Here is a 16,298-nt window from a genome sequence, read left to right as displayed (position 1 = left end):
TTGCCGGTCCATGGTTCAATGAAAGAGTGTCGAATTCAAACTTAGGCCGCGCCGAGGCTTCCGCGCGAAAAGCCCTGCTCACCGTACATCACTACGACGTTCGCGTGGACGTCAGCAACGCCCAAAACCTGGACGAACAGGGCTTCCCCACGCAAAGTGTCATCACCTTTGACGCAGCCACACCCGGCAGCAGCACGTTCCTGGACTTCATTGGTCTGAGCGTGGAATCCGTGGAACTCAATGGGGCCTTCCTGGATCTGGCGGACGTGGTCGACGGCGCCCGCATCCACCTCCCGCAACTGGCCCGTGAGAATGTGGTCACGGTTAAGGCCACAGCCGCCTACTCCAGTAGCGGGGAGGGCCTGCACCGGTTCGTGGACCCCGCAGATTCCAAGGTCTACACCTACACCCAATACGAGCCAGCCGACGCCCGGCGCGTCTTCGCAAACTTCGAACAGCCAGACCTGAAGGCGGCGTTCACCTTTCACGTCAGTGCGCCGTCGGATTGGGAAGTGGCCTCAAACCAGGTGGTCTCCGACTACAGTGACACGGCGGTCGATGCCGATGGCCTGGCGATCGGTGGAACGTGGGACTTTGCCACCACCTTGCCCATCTCCACCTACATCACCACCATCCTGGCCGGCCCATATTTCAAGGTCTCGGACCATTTCAGCATGACCTTCGGCATGGACAGTGCGCACGCAGGTACCGAACTGGAGATCCCGTTGACCGCCTATTGCCGGGCGTCCCTGTCCGCCAAGTTTGACACGGACCCCATTTTTGCCGTGACCAAGGCCGGACTCGCCTACTTCAACGACCTTTTTGACTACCCTTACCCGTTCGGCAAGTACGATCAGGCATTTGTCCCGGAATATAATTTGGGCGCCATGGAGAATCCCGGACTGGTGACCTTCACCGAGCATTACATCCACACCTCCCGGGCCACCGACACCCAGTACCAGCAGCGGGCCAACACGATCATGCACGAGATGGCTCACATGTGGTTTGGCGACCTGGTGACCATGAGCTGGTGGGACGATCTGTGGCTGAAGGAGTCATTTGCCGATTTCATGGGCCACCTTGCCGTGGCTGAAGTGACCGAGTGGGGTGAGAAGTCGTGGACGCTTTTCGCCAGCCGCCGCAAGGCGTGGGCCTATGTCCAGGACCAGCTTCCCACCACGCACCCCATCGTGGCTGACATCCCAGATCTGGAAGCAGCGAAGCAGAATTTTGACGGCATCACCTATGCGAAGGGCGCCTCGGTCCTGAAACAGTTGGTGGCCTATGTGGGCCAGGAGGCGTTCATCACCGGTGCGCAAGAATATTTCAAGGCTCATGAGTACTCCAACACCAGCCTGGCTGACCTGCTTGTCCCCCTGAGCAATGCCAGTGGCCGGGACCTGAGCAGCTGGGGCGGGGACTGGCTCCAGACGGCGGGCATCTCCACGCTGGGGACCTCCATGGGACTGGTGGAGGGGCGGATTGCGGCGTTCACCATCACCCAGGAAGCCGTGGACCCGGTTACGGGGCTCGCGGCACTGCGTCCGCATCGGCTGGCTGTGGGCTTGTTCAACCTGGACGACGCCGGCCAGCTGGTTCGGACCCATTCGGTCACCGTCGATGTGACGGGCGCGCAGACGATCGTTCCTGAGCTGACAGGCTTTCCCGAACCGGCCCTAGTCATCGTCAACGACCAGGACCTCAGCTATGCCAAGGTCCGCCTTGATGGTGTTTCACTCGCCACAGCCCTGTCAGCGGTGGGCACCATTGTTGACCCGTTGGCGCGCAGCCTTGTCTGGTCCTCGATGTGGAACGCTGTCCGGGACGCTCTCATGGCCTCCCGCCTGTACATCAATGCCGTCTGCGAGCAAACAGCCGGCGAGCATGACATCGCCCTCCTGCAGACCCTGGTGGACAACGCGATCTTTGCCCTCGAGAACTACTGCCCGCCGGACATCCGTGGCGAGGTTCGGGCGGGGCTCTTGGCCGGCGTCGAAGAGCACCTCGACGCCGCCTCGCCCGGCAGTGATGAGCAACTGGTGTGGGCCAGGGCGCTTGCCTCTTTGGGGCGCGGCACCGACACACCTGCGGTGCGGATCCGTGGGCTTTTGGACGGTCTCAGGGTGCCCTCCGGATTGCGTGTGGACAGCGATCTGCGGTGGTTGCTGTGGCAGGCGCTGGCTGCGCGAGGCCTGGCGACGGAGGCGGAATTGGATGCTGAATTGGCCTCACTGACGACGGCGGAGAACCGTGTTGGCAGGGTGAGCGCTGGGGCGTCGTTCCCGTCCGAGGCGGTCAAGGCGCGGGCCTGGCATGATGCCGTCAAGGAAACCCTGTTGACGAATGAGCTGCTCAGCGCCACCTTAGAAGGTTTCATGGCCGGCGGACACGAACTTCTTGAGCCGTTTGTGGAACCATACTTTGAGTCACTGAGGGAGGTCTGGGAGACGCGCAGCATCGAAATTGCCGGGCGGCTTGTGCGCGGGCTGTACCCGGCACATCAGGACCTGGCGTCGGGCGGGAATCCCGTTGACCACCCGGTGGTGGTGCGCACCGACGCGTGGCTGAGTGACAACGGCGGTGCCGCCACAGGCCTGCGCCGCCTGATAGTGGAGCAGCGGGATCATCTGCTGCGCGCGCTCACGGCCCAGTCGGTGGTTTCCTGAGCACCCGTATCACTGCCAGGAGCATACCTGCGGCAACCAGCGCCCAAGCCGCCACCGCCACCCAGGTGGCCCACTGCCCCAGTACGGCCAGCAGCGGCATAGCGTTCTCGTGTCCGAACCGGTACGTTGCTACTGAGAACATGCCCAGCGGGAACACGATGGACCACAAGGCCGTGGAGTAGCGCAGCGGCTCACGACGGACCAAGTGGCGCCACACTCCAAACGCCACCAGCAGCGGCACCCACCACAGTCCGAACGCCCACAGCAGGTAGCTAATGCCGCCTACTGTGGGCGCGGCAACGCCAAGAACGGGGACATCGGCTGGAAGGTTCAAGATCATGGACCCGGCGAGGACGGTGATGGCGGTGGCGCCCATGAAGATCCAGTTTGTGGGCACGATCCCGCCGCGGTTCTCGCCCCCGGCAAGAAGCCTCAGGATCACCAGCGTTGTCAAAGAGAAATACAGCATGATCCCAATGCCCCAAAAAGCGACGGCGGCATCGCTGAGCAGGCTGGTGGATTTACCGTCCGCGGCCAGGGTCGCTGCCGCCACCGACAACGATTGGGTGGAGACCACCCACAGGAACCAGGTGCCGTCAACAGGGAGCAACAACGGCCGCCCGCCCTGCCCGATCTCGGTACGCAGCATCATGGAAAGCGGAACGCCGTAGGCCAAGAACAGCCACAGCGGGATGCTCACAAGGGCCAGGGTCCAGGTGATCGCCGGATCCGTGTCATGGAATCTGGCGCCCACCACATTTAAGGCTGCCACCATGGTCAGGTACCCAAAACCTGCATGCGGATTGCGGAAGTCGGCCAGTACCAAGGCGGGCCGCGTGGCGATACGCCCCACCAGACCGGCGGTCAGCAGCACCAAGGCAAGGGAGGCCACCACCAACAGCACCTGGGAAGCACCTACCCAGCCGGCATCGAGCAATGCGATAGAGATTATGCCCGTTGCCATGACGAAGGCAAAAGCTGCTGGTGGCTGGTTGGGCCATCGTAGGTGGGTTGGCGCCCTGGGGAACGGACGTGGGCGTGTCACGGGATCCGGTTTAGCCAGGCGTCTGTGCCGAACTTGGTCTCGACCAGGTGTGCGGCGGCCGCCAGTTCGTCGCTGCTCAAAACTGACGGGCTTGCGCCGTAGCGTTGGGTGAAAGTCTCGCTCATGACCGCCAGGATCTCCGCGCGGCTCAGGCCTGTCTGCCGGCGCAAGGGGTCAACGCGTTTCTTGGCGGAGCGGGTGCCCTTATCGGAGAGTTTTTCCTTGCCGATCCGCAGGATCTGGACCATCTTGTCCGCGTCGATGTCGTAACTCATGGTCACATGGTGGACCATGGCGCCGTTGCTGAGCCGCTTTTGCGCCGCGCCGCCGATCTTGCCTTGGTCGGTGGCAATGTCATTCAGCGGCACGTAGAAGGCCTGCACCCCGATCGACTCGAGTGCGGCCATGACCCAGCTGTCCAGGAACCTGTACGAATCCTCGAATGTCAGCCCGTCAACGAGGGTTTGCGGCAGGTACAGCGAGTATGTGATGCAGTTGCCGGCCTCCATGAACATGGCACCCCCACCGCTGATCCGGCGCACCACGTTGATCCCGTACTTTTCAACGCCAGCCTGTTCGAGTTCGTTGCGCACCGACTGGAAACTGCCAATGACCACCGACGGCTCGTTCCAGTCCCAAAAACGGAGGGTGGGATTCCGGCGCCCGGCCCCCACCTCTCGGGTCAGGACCTCATCCAAGGCCACGTTGAGCGCTGTTGGCAAGATGGTGGGGGCAATGATGTCCCAGTCGTGATCGTGCCAGCTGGTGGCCATGGCCAGGGCCCTGCGCACGGCAATGGCCACGGCCTGAGCCGAGAAGCCAAATAAGACGACGTCGGGCGGCAGGGCCTCGTTGATGGCGTCGGCAATGGCCGCGGCCGGGACCCGGGCGTCCAATCCGTTCAGCGCATGGTTGATGTCAACCAACGCCTCGTCGGGTTCTAAGAAGAAGTCGCCGCTGACGCTGACGTTGGCCAGCACCCCGTCGTGGTTGTCCAGATCGACCACCACGAGTTTTCCGCCATGAACCTTATATTCGCCATGCAATGTTTGAACCATGGTTGCAGTCTTTCAAGATGACGCCCCGGTGGCAAAACGTGAGTTAAAAGCAGCAGGCCCGCTCCATGGGAGCGGGCCTGCGCAAGTTAATCTGAAGGGAAGAAGTGTTACTTCTTGCCGAAGCCCTGGAAGCGAGCGTTGAAGCGCTCCACGCGTCCGGCGCTGTCCATGATGCGTTGCTTGCCCGTGTAGAACGGGTGCGACTCGGAGGAGATTTCAACGTCGATGACGGGGTAGGTGTTGCCATCTTCCCACTCGATGGTCTTCTTTGACGTTGCGGTGGAACGCGTCAGGAACTTGGTGTCCGAAGCCAGGTCGTTGAAGACGATTGCTTCGTACTTAGGGTGCGTGTTCTGCTTCACTATTTACCTCAAAATGTGATCGTCTGGTTTTTGCCAGACTGATGAATGTTATGGCCTCTAGGGCCAGCTATGAATATTACCGGTTGTCAGCCGTTTTCACCAAGCCGGGTTTTGTAAGGCGGCCAGAGCCTCATTGGCGTGCACGTCCATGTTAGTTTCGCTAGAAACCTGGAAACGCACGGAAAGGCCCGGATCCACAATGAAAGTGGCCCGCTTGGTGGGCAGCGTCTTGGCCAGCAGGCGACGCCGGACCCCAAAGAGATCTGCCACCTGGCCTTGCCGGTCGCTCAGCAGCGGGTAGCTGAAATGGTTTTCCTTGGCGAAAGCCAGTTGCTTTTCCGGTGAGTCGGTGCTGATCCCCACCAGTGAGGCCCCCACGGCGGAGAACTCCTTTTGCAGATCCCGGAAATGGCAGGCTTCCTTGGTGCAACCGCCACTGCTTGCCATCGGGTAGAAGAAGATGACGAGCGGCCCGTCGGCCGCCAACGCGGAGAGTTTGCGCTCTTCGCCGTGTTGGTCCAGCAGTTCAAAGTCCGCAACAACGTCACCAATTTTCATGGTTTCAGCCTACTCCACCGTGCCGCAAGGGCGCTGGTCTCTCTATTTGGTGGCAAAGAATGCCACGGCACTGGCGGCCGCCACATTTAGTGAGTCCACCCCCGCGAACATGGGGATCATGACGGAGAAGTCGGCCCGGGCCAGGGTGGCCTCGGCCAGGCCCTCGCCTTCCGTGCCCAGAATCAACGCCAGTTTCTCATCTTTGCGGGCGGCAAGTTCAGTGATGGTGAGCGAGTCGGGCTCAAAGGCAAGAGCCGCCGTCGTAAATCCGGCCTCCTCCAGCAGGGCCATGCCCTCGGGCCATTCGGGCAATCTGGCCCACGGAACCTGGAACACCGTACCCATACTCACCCGGATGCTGCGGCGGTACAAGGGGTCGCCGCAGCGCGGGCTCACCAGGACGGCGTCAACGCCCAGGGCCGCCGCGGACCGGAAGATGGCGCCAACATTGGTGTGGTCCACGATGTCCTCAAGGACCGCCACCCGCCGGGAGCCTGCGAGCATGGTGGCGATATCGAGCGGCTCCGGCCTCTGCATGGCGGCCAAGGCACCACGGTGCAGGTGGAAGCCGGTGACATCCTCCAACACCTGTGCCGGCCCCACGAACACGGGAACGTCGGGGTGTGCGGCAAAAATGTCGGAATAGTCCGGAAGCCATCTTTCCGCCATGAAGAAGGAACGCGGCTTGTGCCCTGCCCCGAGGGCGCGGCGCATGACGCGCGAACTTTCGGCGATGTAGATGCCCTCGGCAGGCTCCCTGACCTTGCGCAACTGGACATCTGTCAGCGATGTGTAGTCCCTGACGCGCGGATCGGTGGGATCGGTGAGGTGAATGATCATGCGGAAACCAGTTTCTCAATCATGGAAAAATGTTCCACAAGGCCGGGAAGGACGGTACGGTCCACCTGCCTAGTGGAGGGCGGTGGCGGCGAAACGGCCCTTGATGTTGGTGACCTGCAACGGCAGGCCAAAAGTTGCGCTGAGATGTTCCTGCGTCAGGACCTCGTTGATGGGGCCCTGCGCCACCACGGCACCCTCGCGCAACAGTAGGGCGTGGGTGAAGCCGGGGGGAACCTCTTCAAGGTGGTGGGTGACAAGCACCGTGCTCGGCGCCAGGGGGTCGGCCGCCAGTTCGCTCAGGCGCCGTACCAGGTCCTCACGCCCGGCCAGGTCAAGCCCTGAACCGGGCTCATCAAGGAGAAGCAACTCGGGATCACTCATCAGCGCGCGGGCAATCTGGACACGTTTGCGCTCCCCTTCGCTCAGGGACGCAAACGGGCGGTTCAGGAAAGTTGACATGCCCCAGTCCTCCAAGAGGCGGAAGGCCCGGCGTTCGTCGTCGCGGTCGTAGGCTTCACGCCAGCGCCCGGTCACGCCGTAGGAGGCAGTCACCACCACGTTGAGCACTTTCTCATGCTGCGGGATCTGGCTGGCCAGGCTGGCCGATGCCAGCCCAATGCGGGGACGCAATTCAAAGACGTCAACAGCACCCAGCACCTCGTCTAGGATGCCTGCAACCCCACGCGTAGGGTGCATGCGTGCCCCGGCGATCTGCAACAAGGTGCTCTTCCCGGCACCGTTGGGGCCAAGAATGACCCAACGCTCCCCCTCGGCGACGCGCCAGTCGACGTTGTCCAACAGTGTTTTGGTGCCGCGGACCACGCTGACACCGGCCAAACCCAGAACTTCACTCATAACCATTGAGCCTAGGGCACGCGGGCCGGTGCCGCGAACTGTGCACCGTCAGCCAGCGGGGATTTTTTGTCGCCCGGTTTCGCTAGAATCGATCCATGCCCTCCTCATGTACCGCCGTCAGCTATGGCCAAACGCTCCCCCAAGAATCCCTGGCAGTGATTCGCGCACTGTTCACCGCGAACGGGGCCACCGTCCTTGCTGAATCCAGCGCGCAACATCCGGGCTTCGACGCCGTCACCTTCAGCCTTGAGATGGCCGGTGATGACGAGCACGACGCCGTCTCCCGGCTGCGTACTGCCCTGGCCGACGCCGTGCTTGAGAACCTTGATATCGCCGTCGTGCCGGACTCCCTGCACCACGCGGCCCGCAAGTTCATCATCATGGACGTGGATTCAACCTTGATCCAGCAGGAGGTCATTGAACTTTTGGCCGCGCACGCCGGAAAAGAAGCCGAAGTTGCGGAGGTGACGGAGGCCGCCATGCGCGGTGAAATGGACTTCGCCCAAAGCCTGCACCACCGCGTATCCACGCTTGCCGGGCTGCCAGAATCCGTACTGGCGGAGGTAGAGGCCAGTATTCGGCTCTCGGTGGGCGCTGAAAGGCTGGTCGCCCGGGCCAAGGCCTCCGGGCACACAGTGGCAGCAGTGTCCGGGGGGTTCTCCCAGATCCTCGCCCCGCTGGCCGCCCGCTTGGGCCTTGACTTTGCCCTGGCGAACGACTTGGAAATTGTGGACGGACACCTGACCGGCAAGGTCTGCGGCGACGTGGTGGACCGTGCGACGAAGGCCCGGGTGCTGCGCACTTGGAGTGCGGAGGCGGGCATCGACGTCGGCGCCACCATGGCCATCGGCGACGGCGCCAACGACCTTGACATGATGGCCGCTGCGGCACTGGGTGTGGCGTTCAACGCCAAGCCTGCTGTGCGGGCGGCAGCCGACGCCCAAATCAACCTGCCCAACCTGGATGTAGCTCTGGCCTTGGCTGGCATCTAGGTCTCGACAGGTTCGAACCCCCGGGGGTTCGAACCCCCGGGGGTTCGAACCTGTCGAGATCCCAGCTATTTGAAGTAGTCGGCTCCGCCAACGTATTCGGTGTGGCCGCTCTCAACTTCTGCCGTCGCCATCTTGGCGATCTCCGCGGCGAACTCGGCCACGGTATACAAGCGGCCCGCCTCGGCGCGGCGGGCCTCAATGGCCCCCGGGTTAGCACGGTCCAGCAGGGTTGCCGTGACGGTGCCCTCGATCATGTCCCCGGAAACCACCACAAGGGAGATGTCCTCGTCGGCAAGGTTGGGGATCAAGGCGCGCAAGGCGTCCTCACCTGCACGCTTGCTCTTGGCCACCGGAACGTACTCGTCCATAGTGGGAACGGTTTCAATGAAGTGGGCCTGGTGGCTGGTGACGAACACCACGCGCGATCCTGGCTTCATAAGCGGCATGGCGGCGTTGAGCAGGTTGATCTGGGCGTCGCGGTTCAGCTGCAGGGCGTAATCCTGCGCCATGCCGCTTTCCATGCCGCCTGAGGCGTTGAGCACCAGCAGGTCAAGGGAACCGAAGTTCTCCATAGCGGCACTGACCAGTGCGTGGACGCCTTCCTTGGTGGTCAGGTCAGCCCCAACGGCCACAGCGCGGCCGCCCGCTTCGGTGATCTGGGCCACCACCTTGTTGGCGCGCGGCGCCTTCTGGCGGTAGTTGACCACTACGGCGGCACCTTCGGCGGCCACGAACTTGGCCACGTCGGCGCCGACTCCCCGGGATGATCCCGTGACAATCGCTGTCTTTCCGTCAAGCTTTCCCATAAATGGTCCTTACATAACTGTGTTGTGGGGTTGGCGCGCTGGCGCTGCCAACCAATCGTCTTTTTTTCTTCTTCGCAGTGTATCCGGGCTTGTTGTTCACGCCCGCCACTACTGGCTGTAAGGGCAGTGCCTCACAGCGAGAGGAAAGGCCCTAGTGCCCCATCCCGAGTCCGCCGTCGACGGGTATCACTGCTCCGGAAATGTAGCCGGCTTCATCACTGGCCACCCAGCGAACCACGTTGGCGACCTCCTCGGCGGTAGCAAAGCGGCGAGCGGGGATGCTGTCGAGGTACTGCTTTTGGGTTGCCTCGGGCAGGGTCGCTGTCATGTCGGTGCTAATGAAGCCGGGGGCCACCACATTGGCTGTGATGCCGCGTGATCCGAGTTCTCGCGTCACGGAGCGGGCAATGCCCACCAAACCTGCCTTGGACGCCGCATAGTTGACCTGTCCGGCGGAACCGTACAGTCCCACTACGGAGGAGATCAACACCACCCGCCCCTTGCGCAAGCGGATCATGCCCTTGGAGGCGCGCTTGATCACCCGGAATGCGCCGGTGAGGTTCGTGTCAATGACGGATGTGAAGTCGTCCTCGCTCATGCGCAACAGCAAGGTGTCCTTGGTGATGCCTGCATTGGCTACCAGGACCTCCACGGGTCCGTGGGCGGCTTCAATCTCGGTGAAGGCGGCGTCGATCGAGGCGGCATCGGTGACGTCGGCCTGAACCCCAAGGATGCCAGCGGGTAGTTCGGAAGGGCTGCGGAACGTGACCGCAACCTTGTCGCCGTTGGATAAGAACGCCTTGGCAATGGCCAAGCCAATACCGCGGTTGCCTCCCGTGACCAGGACGCTGCGGCCCTGGACCGGTTCGCTTAAGGGTGCACTCATGTAATCCTCCATATGTTGGTACTCGCAATGAATCCTACGGTGTATGGCGTGCCCGTACATACTTGCGCTTTTGGTTGTCCCTAGCCGAAGTGAGAGAATGAAACCGTCCCTTGGAGGGTGATGACAGACCATATAGCTACGCCACCAACCGGCGCGCATCGGCGGAAGTCCTACCGCCACGTTGCCGCCATACCCGCGGTCCAATCCGTTACCAACGCTGTCGAGGCGCACAGCGCCGAAATGCATTCACGCATGGTCAGGTATGCCACCACCATGGGCATCAGAATGGTCTGTATCGCACTGATCTTTGTCTTTGACGGTTGGTTTAAACTCATTCCCATTGTGGGTGCAGTGCTTCTCCCCTGGGTGGCCGTCATCATCGCCAACGGTGGCGCCGACACCAATCACATCACCACCATCGCCCTGCTCGATGCGGCGCCCCTCTATGAGCTTCCCGACGATTCCACCAACGCCTCCGACGGCGATGACGTCTCTTCCGTGATCCTCACGGGTGAATTCGTGGTTGACCCGGCGGAGCGATCAACCAGTGAAACCGCCGACACCGGGGATCCGGTGGACAAACAGGAACAGACCAAGGGTGAGGAGCCCTAAGACGTGAATATCTTCGACATGCTTGATCCTGGGCAACCGCCGGAGCGGACCGCCGCTGAGGTCATGTGCTCTCGCAAGGGCTGCCGCGACGAAGCCACAACTCAGCTGTTGTGGAACAATCCCAGAATCCACACACCCGAACGCCGCAAAATCTGGTTGGCCTGCGACGAGCACGCAGCTTGGCTGGAAGACTATTTGCAAAGCCGTTCCTTGTGGAAGGAAACATTGCCGTTGACACCCGAGGAATCCGCTTAAATTCATGAAGACCTACAAGTTCCTGTTTTCCGGCAAATGGGCTGGCTACTTCGCCATGGCTCTGGTATTTGCCATTGCTTGCGTGGCTTTGGGCAACTGGCAGATGAGTCGGCGCAACGACGTGGTGGCTAACATTGCCAAGATCACCGCAAACTATTCAGGGACGCCTGTTGACTATGACACCGTATCAGCGAATTTTGACCACCTTGACCCCACCAAGGAATGGACGCAGGTCACGCTCAAGGGCAGCTACGTGAGTGCTGATGAGCGGGTGGTGCGCAACCGCCCCTTGAACGGAACCCCAGGCTATGAGGTTCTGGTACCCCTGAAGCTGGAGAATGGCGACACTGTCATCGTCGACCGCGGCTGGCTTCCCATCGGCTACAAAGTTCCCGGGCACCCCGACGTGGTGCCGCAACCCGAAGCAGGGATTGTCACAGTGGTGGGCAGGCTGAAACCGCCGGAGCCCAAACTTGACAGGGGCGCCCCCGACGGCCAGCTCGCCTCCATAGAGCTCAACGACTACGCGGCACAACTTCCCTACGCCATCAAGACCGGCGCCTACGCCCAGTTGGCCAGCGAGTCGCCCGCGGCAGCGAGCATCCCCGTCTCCTTCCCGGCGCCCTCGATCGATGAAGGTTCGCACCTCAGCTACGCCATGCAGTGGATCTGTTTTGGGGTGCTGGCGTTTGTGGGCTTTGGGTATGCTGCACGCATGCAGCGCCGCAATGACGATTATGACGCCATGGAGGCCGCCGAATCAGGGGTTCCCGTCGAGGAGGTCTACGGACGCGGTTCGGCCTTCCAACCACGCCAGATGAAAAAGGTCCGCAAGGCGGGGACCAAGCCCACCGCCGAAGAGGAAGAAGACGCACTCCTTGACTCACAAGGATTCTAGCGCCGGTCAGGTTGATCCGCAGACCTGGCTGGCGTCCGCTGCAGCACCTCTAGCGGCGTGAGTTTCGTCATAGACTTGGCCCTGTGAGCACTGAACCAAACAAAGACACTATCGACCCTGTTGTAGAAAATGTGCGGCGTGCTCTTTTGGCGGCTGGGCTGCCTGACACCGTCATTGTCGTTGACGGCTCGGCCGCCACGGCAGCCACGGCCGCGGCCGTGCTGGGCTGCGAGGTGGGTGCCATCGCTAACAGCTTGATCTTTGAATGCGGCGGTGAGCCCTTGCTGATTCTCGCCAGCGGTGCCGCCAAGGTTAATGTGAAGCTGCTCGCCAAGGAGCATGGCCTGCCCAAGATCAGCCGAGCCATGCCGGACTTCGTGCTGGAATACGCCGGTCAGCCCGTCGGCGGGGTTGCTCCTTTGGGGCACACTGCGCACATCAAAACGTTTTTGGATACCGAGCTGGCGCAGTATCCGTTGCTGTGGGCCGGCGCGGGTAGCCACCAGGCGATGCTCTCCCTGACCTACGAGGAGCTCTTGGTGGCCACCGGCGCAGTTCCTACTGCCGTGCGCTAAAGCCTGCCGTGCGCTTAAGGGTGCCGTTCGCTAAAGAGTGCCGTTCGCTAAAGAGTGCCGGGACAAGTCCTTGCCAGGACCTAGGCCAGGGTGATCAGGTCCAGGTAGTCAGGATTCCAGAGATCCTCATCGCCGTCGGGCAGCAGGACCACGCGCTCGGGATCCAGGGCTTCCACGGCACCCTCGTCGTGGCTGACCAATACAACGGCGCCGCTGTAGTTCTTCAGGGCCCCCAGAATCTCGGCGCGGCTGGCAGGGTCAAGGTTGTTGGTGGGCTCATCGAGCAGCAGCACGTTTGCTGATGAGGCAACAATCGTGGCCAGCGCTAGGCGGGTCTTCTCACCACCGGAGAGGACTCCGGCAGGCTTGTTGACATCGTCGCCTGAGAACAGGAAGGAACCGAGGATTCCGCGCACCTCGGCGTCGTTCATGTTCCCCGCGGAGGCACGCATGTTCTCCAGGACCGTACGGGTAACGTCCAAGGTGTCGTGCTCCTGGGCGTAGTAGCCCACCTTCAGGCCGTGGCCGTGGATGATCTCACCTGTGTCCGGCTTGGCCACTCCGGCCAACATACGCAGCAAGGTTGTTTTTCCGGCACCGTTGAGGCCCAGGATGACCACCTTGGAGCCGCGGTCGATCGCCAGGCTGACGTCGGTGAAGATCTCCAGCGAGCCATAGGACTTGCTCAAGCCCTCGGCCATCAGCGGCGTTTTGCCACAGGGTGAGGGGTCCGGGAAGCGCAAGGCGGCCACCTTGTCCTGCGCACGGACGTCCTCAAGCCCGGCCAACAGGCGCTCGGCCCGCTTTGCCATGTTCTGCGCGGCCACGGCCTTGGTGGCCTTGGCGCGCATCTTATTGGCCTGGTCCATCAGGACGCCAGCCTTCTTCTCAGCGTTGGCGCGTTCCCGACGTCGGGCTCGCTCATCAGTTTCACGCTGGGCCAGGTACTTCTTCCACCCCAGGTTGTACTGGTCAATGGTGGCCCGGTTGGCGTCAAGGTGGAACACCTTGTTCACCGTGGCTTCAAGCAGTTCGGTGTCGTGGCTGATCACGATCAACCCGCCCTGGTGGTTCTTGAGGAATTCACGCAACCAGGCGATGGAATCGGCATCCAAGTGGTTGGTGGGCTCATCCAGGAGCATGGTCTGGGCGCCGGAAAACAAGATCCGGGCCAGTTCCACACGGCGGCGCTGGCCACCGGAAAGGGTCTTCAACGGCTGGTTCAGGATGCGCTCGGGCAGGGCCAGGTTGGAGGAGATCGCGGCGGCCTCGGCCTCTGCTGCGTAGCCACCGCCGGCAAGGAATTCGTTTTCCAGGCGGTCGTAGCGGCGCATGGCCTTGTCACGAACGGCGTTGTCCTCGCTTGCCATGTCTTCCTCGGCGGCACGCAACTTAGTGATGACCTTGTCCAGGTCGCGGGCAGCCAGGATTCTGTCGCGGGCCAGCTGCTCCATGTCCGGGGTGCGGGGGTCCTGGGGCAGGTAGCCGATCTCGCCGCTGCTGGTGACCTTGCCACCGGCGGGCAGGCCCTCGCCAGCCAGGACGCGGGTCAGCGTCGTCTTGCCGGCACCGTTACGTCCCACCAGGCCGATCTTGTCACCCTTGTCGATCCGAAATGACACTTCGTCCATGAGCAATCGCGCCCCGGCGCGTAACTCAAGGTCTTGGACCGTAATCAACGTAGTAACCTTTCACATAAGTGGGTAAGTGCCGCGAAACGTTCGCAGCCCTAAAAAAGGGCGCTATGGACGTTGAACAACCTATTCAGTCTAACGAGGTTCGCGCACAACAAAAATCGCTTGCACTTGAAAGTAGCCAGAATGAATCCAACATCACCCTCCGCACGCCCCGCACATCAGCCTTCCGGCCCGCAAACGGAAACGGACACGGCACAGGACACGACGCCGGGCCCGGCCAAATCCGCGGGTAGCGCCCCCGGCACGGGTAAAGGACGGCGCCGCCAGCGGTGGAGCGCCGGCGACCTGTCACTAATTGCCGTCTTTGCCGCACTTCTGGCCGCCTCCATCGCCGTTCCCGGGGTGAACGTGGGCCCGCTGGGTGTAGCCATCACCTTGCAAACCCTGGTGGTCACCCTGTGTGGCCTGGTGCTGGGCTTGGGCCGGGGCACGGCGGCCGTGGGCCTGTACATTTTGCTGGGCCTTGTGGGCTTGCCGATCTTCAGCGGCTTCCGTGCCGGACCGGCCGTTCTTGCCAGTCCGTCGGCCGGATACATTGTGGGCTTCATCTTTGGTGTTGCCGTAGTGGGCCTGCTGGCACGCTGGGCCTTGCTGCGCCGCGTCAAGGCCGTGGCCCTCTTCGGGGCGGCGCTGGCTGGCATGGTGGTCATTCACGTCTTTGGCATTGCAGGGCTGGTTTTCAAGGGCATGGGTCTGGGGACGGCCATCACAGCCGACGCGATCTTCCTGCCTGGGGACATCCTTAAGTGCCTGATCGCCGTGGCGATCGCCTTGAGCCTGCACCGCGCCTTCCCCGATCTTTTGCTGCGCCGCCGCCGTTGACCACCGACACAAAAAACTCCATAGTTTTGGAATCGGCCGGCGTTAGCATTGTGCCCGCTGATGGGCCCACTGGCCCCGGTAAAGTCATTTTGCGCCCCTTGACACTGACCCTTTCCGAGCAGCGCATCGCCGTGATCGGTGCTAACGGTTCAGGGAAGTCCACCTTCCTGCGACTACTAAATGGCCTGGTCCTGCCCTCCTCCGGCACTGTCATGGTGAACGGCCATGACACCGTAACCGGAGGCGCGGCCGTACGTCGAAGCGTCGGATTTGTCTTCACCGATCCCCTCTCTCAGCTGGTCATGCCCACCCCCATGGAGGATGTGGAGCTCTCCCTGCGTCGGCTCAAGCTGCCCAAGAACCAGCGGCGGTCCAGGGCGGGAGCCATTTTGGCCAGCTATGGGCTGGGGCATCTTGGAGAGAACAGTGTGTACGAGCTTTCGGGAGGGGAACGCCAACTGGTGGCCCTGGCCACCGTGCTGGCCGTTGACCCTTCAATACTGGTGCTGGACGAGCCCTCGACGCTGCTGGATTTACGCAACACCAGGCGGCTTCGCGAGCGCCTGTCCGTGTTGCCCCAGCAAATCATCATGTCCACCCATGACCTCTCCCTTGCTACCACTTTTGAACGTGTCCTGGTGATTGACGACGGCGGCGTTGCCTACGACGGCGAGCCCGCCGAAGCTGTGGCCAGGTACCGGGCACTGGTGGGCTGATGCGCGGGCATGCGCACCTGGTGGCCGGCTATGTGTCAGGCTCCTCCCCCTTTCACAAAATGCCCCTGTGGCGCAAGGCGGTGCTGCTGCTTTTGGTGGCCGTTCTGGCCCTGGCCTCCCCTATCCTTTCTGCTAGTGTCGCCGCGTGGGTCAACACGGCGGTCCTGCTGTTGGTGATTATCTCGCACACGGTGGCGGGTCTGGGGTGGGGCCGGCTGTGGCGGGCCATCCGGCTAATGTCAATTTTCCTGGTGCTCATCGGCGCCTACCAGTGGTGGAGTTTCGGGGCGCTGGTGGCGTGGCAAGTGGTGGCCGCCATTGTTGCCACCGTCCTCGCCTCCAATATCCTCACGGCCACCACACCCGTTGACGAACTCCTGGACGGACTGGCCGCCATGGTGGCCCCGCTGGAGCGGTTTGGCGCAGACCCTGAACGGTTTTCGCTGACGGTGGCACTGATGCTGCGCAGCATTCCCTTTGTTATCGGCGCCTTTAGCGACGTCCGTGACGCCGCCCGCGCCCGCGGCTTGGAACGCAACCTTCTGGCCCGCACCCTCCCTGTGATGATCGCCACTGTGGGATATGCGCGCGCCACCGGCGAAGCGTTGGCGGCGAGGGGACTTGGCGATTCCGAACTGGACGAAAACTAGCCCCA

Annotated in this window: 18 protein-coding genes; 9 read left to right on the top strand and 9 right to left on the bottom strand. The window is 62.3% G+C overall.

What is annotated here, in order from left to right:
- Nucleotides 1-26: 26 nt before the first annotated feature.
- Nucleotides 27-2,666, top strand: coding sequence for an aminopeptidase N (gene pepN / locus AOC05_RS06795; RefSeq protein WP_062006581.1), 2,640 nt, complete (start codon nt 27-29; stop codon nt 2,664-2,666).
- Here the strand turns inward: pepN and AOC05_RS06790 are convergent.
- The 6 genes from AOC05_RS06790 to AOC05_RS06765 all read right to left on the bottom strand — a co-directional run bounded on the left by AOC05_RS06790 (nt 2,641) and on the right by AOC05_RS06765 (nt 7,384).
- The gene (locus AOC05_RS06790) at nt 2,641-3,630 is read right to left on the bottom strand and encodes a tellurite resistance/C4-dicarboxylate transporter family protein (RefSeq protein WP_062006580.1); all 990 of its coding nucleotides are present in this window, start codon (nt 3,628-3,630) and stop codon (nt 2,641-2,643) included. The genes pepN and AOC05_RS06790 overlap by 26 nt on opposite strands.
- A 77-nt stretch (nt 3,631-3,707) precedes the next feature.
- A complete protein-coding gene (locus AOC05_RS06785; RefSeq protein WP_062006579.1) occupies nt 3,708-4,769 on the bottom strand; it encodes a lipoate--protein ligase family protein in 1,062 nt (353 codons plus the stop codon).
- 107 nt (nt 4,770-4,876) lie between these two features.
- Nucleotides 4,877-5,131, bottom strand: coding sequence for a type B 50S ribosomal protein L31 (locus AOC05_RS06780; protein WP_062006578.1), 255 nt, complete (start codon nt 5,129-5,131; stop codon nt 4,877-4,879).
- A gap of 96 nt (nt 5,132-5,227) precedes the next feature.
- A complete protein-coding gene (locus tag AOC05_RS06775) occupies nt 5,228-5,689 on the bottom strand; it encodes a peroxiredoxin (RefSeq protein ID WP_062006577.1) in 462 nt (153 codons plus the stop codon).
- 42 nt (nt 5,690-5,731) lie between these two features.
- Complete coding sequence (locus tag AOC05_RS06770) at nt 5,732-6,529, bottom strand: TrmH family RNA methyltransferase (protein ID WP_062006576.1); 798 nt, start codon at nt 6,527-6,529, stop codon at nt 5,732-5,734.
- A 69-nt stretch (nt 6,530-6,598) separates the two neighbouring features.
- Nucleotides 6,599-7,384: an ABC transporter ATP-binding protein gene (locus tag AOC05_RS06765; protein WP_062006575.1), complete on the bottom strand. Its 786-nt coding sequence runs from the start codon at nt 7,382-7,384 to the stop codon at nt 6,599-6,601.
- A 95-nt stretch (nt 7,385-7,479) separates the two neighbouring features.
- On the opposite strand from AOC05_RS06765, the gene serB reads away from it, so the two are divergent.
- The gene (serB, locus tag AOC05_RS06760) at nt 7,480-8,376 is read left to right on the top strand and encodes a phosphoserine phosphatase SerB (RefSeq protein WP_062006574.1); all 897 of its coding nucleotides are present in this window, start codon (nt 7,480-7,482) and stop codon (nt 8,374-8,376) included.
- A gap of 65 nt (nt 8,377-8,441) precedes the next feature.
- Here the strand turns inward: serB and AOC05_RS06755 are convergent, their stop codons facing one another.
- Together AOC05_RS06755 and AOC05_RS06750 are read right to left on the bottom strand one after the other, a co-directional pair.
- Nucleotides 8,442-9,182: an SDR family oxidoreductase gene (locus AOC05_RS06755; protein ID WP_062006573.1), complete on the bottom strand. Its 741-nt coding sequence runs from the start codon at nt 9,180-9,182 to the stop codon at nt 8,442-8,444.
- 151 nt (nt 9,183-9,333) lie between these two features.
- On the bottom strand, nt 9,334-10,068 hold the full coding sequence (locus AOC05_RS06750) for a beta-ketoacyl-ACP reductase (protein ID WP_082357813.1): 735 nt from the start codon (nt 10,066-10,068) through the stop codon (nt 9,334-9,336).
- A 120-nt stretch (nt 10,069-10,188) separates the two neighbouring features.
- On the opposite strand from AOC05_RS06750, the gene AOC05_RS06745 reads away from it, so the two are divergent.
- The 4 genes from AOC05_RS06745 (at nt 10,189) to AOC05_RS06730 (ending at nt 12,408) form a co-directional block, all read left to right on the top strand.
- Nucleotides 10,189-10,680 (top strand): DUF3099 domain-containing protein, encoded by a 492-nt coding sequence (locus tag AOC05_RS06745; protein WP_082357812.1) that lies wholly within the window; start codon nt 10,189-10,191, stop codon nt 10,678-10,680.
- Between the two features lie 3 nt (nt 10,681-10,683).
- Nucleotides 10,684-10,935 (top strand): hypothetical protein, encoded by a 252-nt coding sequence (locus AOC05_RS06740; RefSeq protein WP_062006571.1) that lies wholly within the window; start codon nt 10,684-10,686, stop codon nt 10,933-10,935.
- A 4-nt stretch (nt 10,936-10,939) separates the two neighbouring features.
- The gene (locus tag AOC05_RS06735) at nt 10,940-11,833 is read left to right on the top strand and encodes an SURF1 family protein (protein WP_062006570.1); all 894 of its coding nucleotides are present in this window, start codon (nt 10,940-10,942) and stop codon (nt 11,831-11,833) included.
- A gap of 83 nt (nt 11,834-11,916) precedes the next feature.
- A complete protein-coding gene (locus tag AOC05_RS06730) occupies nt 11,917-12,408 on the top strand; it encodes a YbaK/EbsC family protein (RefSeq protein ID WP_197277906.1) in 492 nt (163 codons plus the stop codon).
- An 80-nt stretch (nt 12,409-12,488) separates the two neighbouring features.
- On the opposite strand, the gene AOC05_RS06725 is transcribed toward AOC05_RS06730, so the two are convergent.
- Entirely contained in the window at nt 12,489-14,087 is a 1,599-nt protein-coding gene (locus AOC05_RS06725; RefSeq protein WP_062006569.1) for an ABC-F family ATP-binding cassette domain-containing protein, read from the bottom strand.
- Between the two features lie 141 nt (nt 14,088-14,228).
- Between AOC05_RS06725 and AOC05_RS06720 the strand changes: the two genes are divergently transcribed.
- From AOC05_RS06720 to AOC05_RS06710, 3 genes are read left to right on the top strand one after another with little or no spacing between them, the layout of a single operon-like run.
- Complete coding sequence (locus AOC05_RS06720; RefSeq protein ID WP_082357811.1) at nt 14,229-14,927, top strand: biotin transporter BioY; 699 nt, start codon at nt 14,229-14,231, stop codon at nt 14,925-14,927.
- Between the two features lie 20 nt (nt 14,928-14,947).
- The gene (locus AOC05_RS06715; protein WP_062009464.1) at nt 14,948-15,643 is read left to right on the top strand and encodes an energy-coupling factor ABC transporter ATP-binding protein; all 696 of its coding nucleotides are present in this window, start codon (nt 14,948-14,950) and stop codon (nt 15,641-15,643) included.
- Nucleotides 15,643-16,293, top strand: coding sequence for an energy-coupling factor transporter transmembrane component T family protein (locus AOC05_RS06710; RefSeq protein ID WP_062006568.1), 651 nt, complete (start codon nt 15,643-15,645; stop codon nt 16,291-16,293). The genes AOC05_RS06715 and AOC05_RS06710 overlap by 1 nt, the downstream gene beginning before the upstream one ends.
- Nucleotides 16,294-16,298: the final 5 nt, after the last annotated feature.

The sequence above is a fragment of the Arthrobacter alpinus genome (assembly GCF_001294625.1).
Taxonomy (GTDB): Bacteria; Actinomycetota; Actinomycetes; order Actinomycetales; family Micrococcaceae; genus Specibacter; species Specibacter alpinus_A.
Note: the sequence above shows the minus strand (reverse complement) of the source record. Positions and strands in the feature narration are given on the sequence as shown.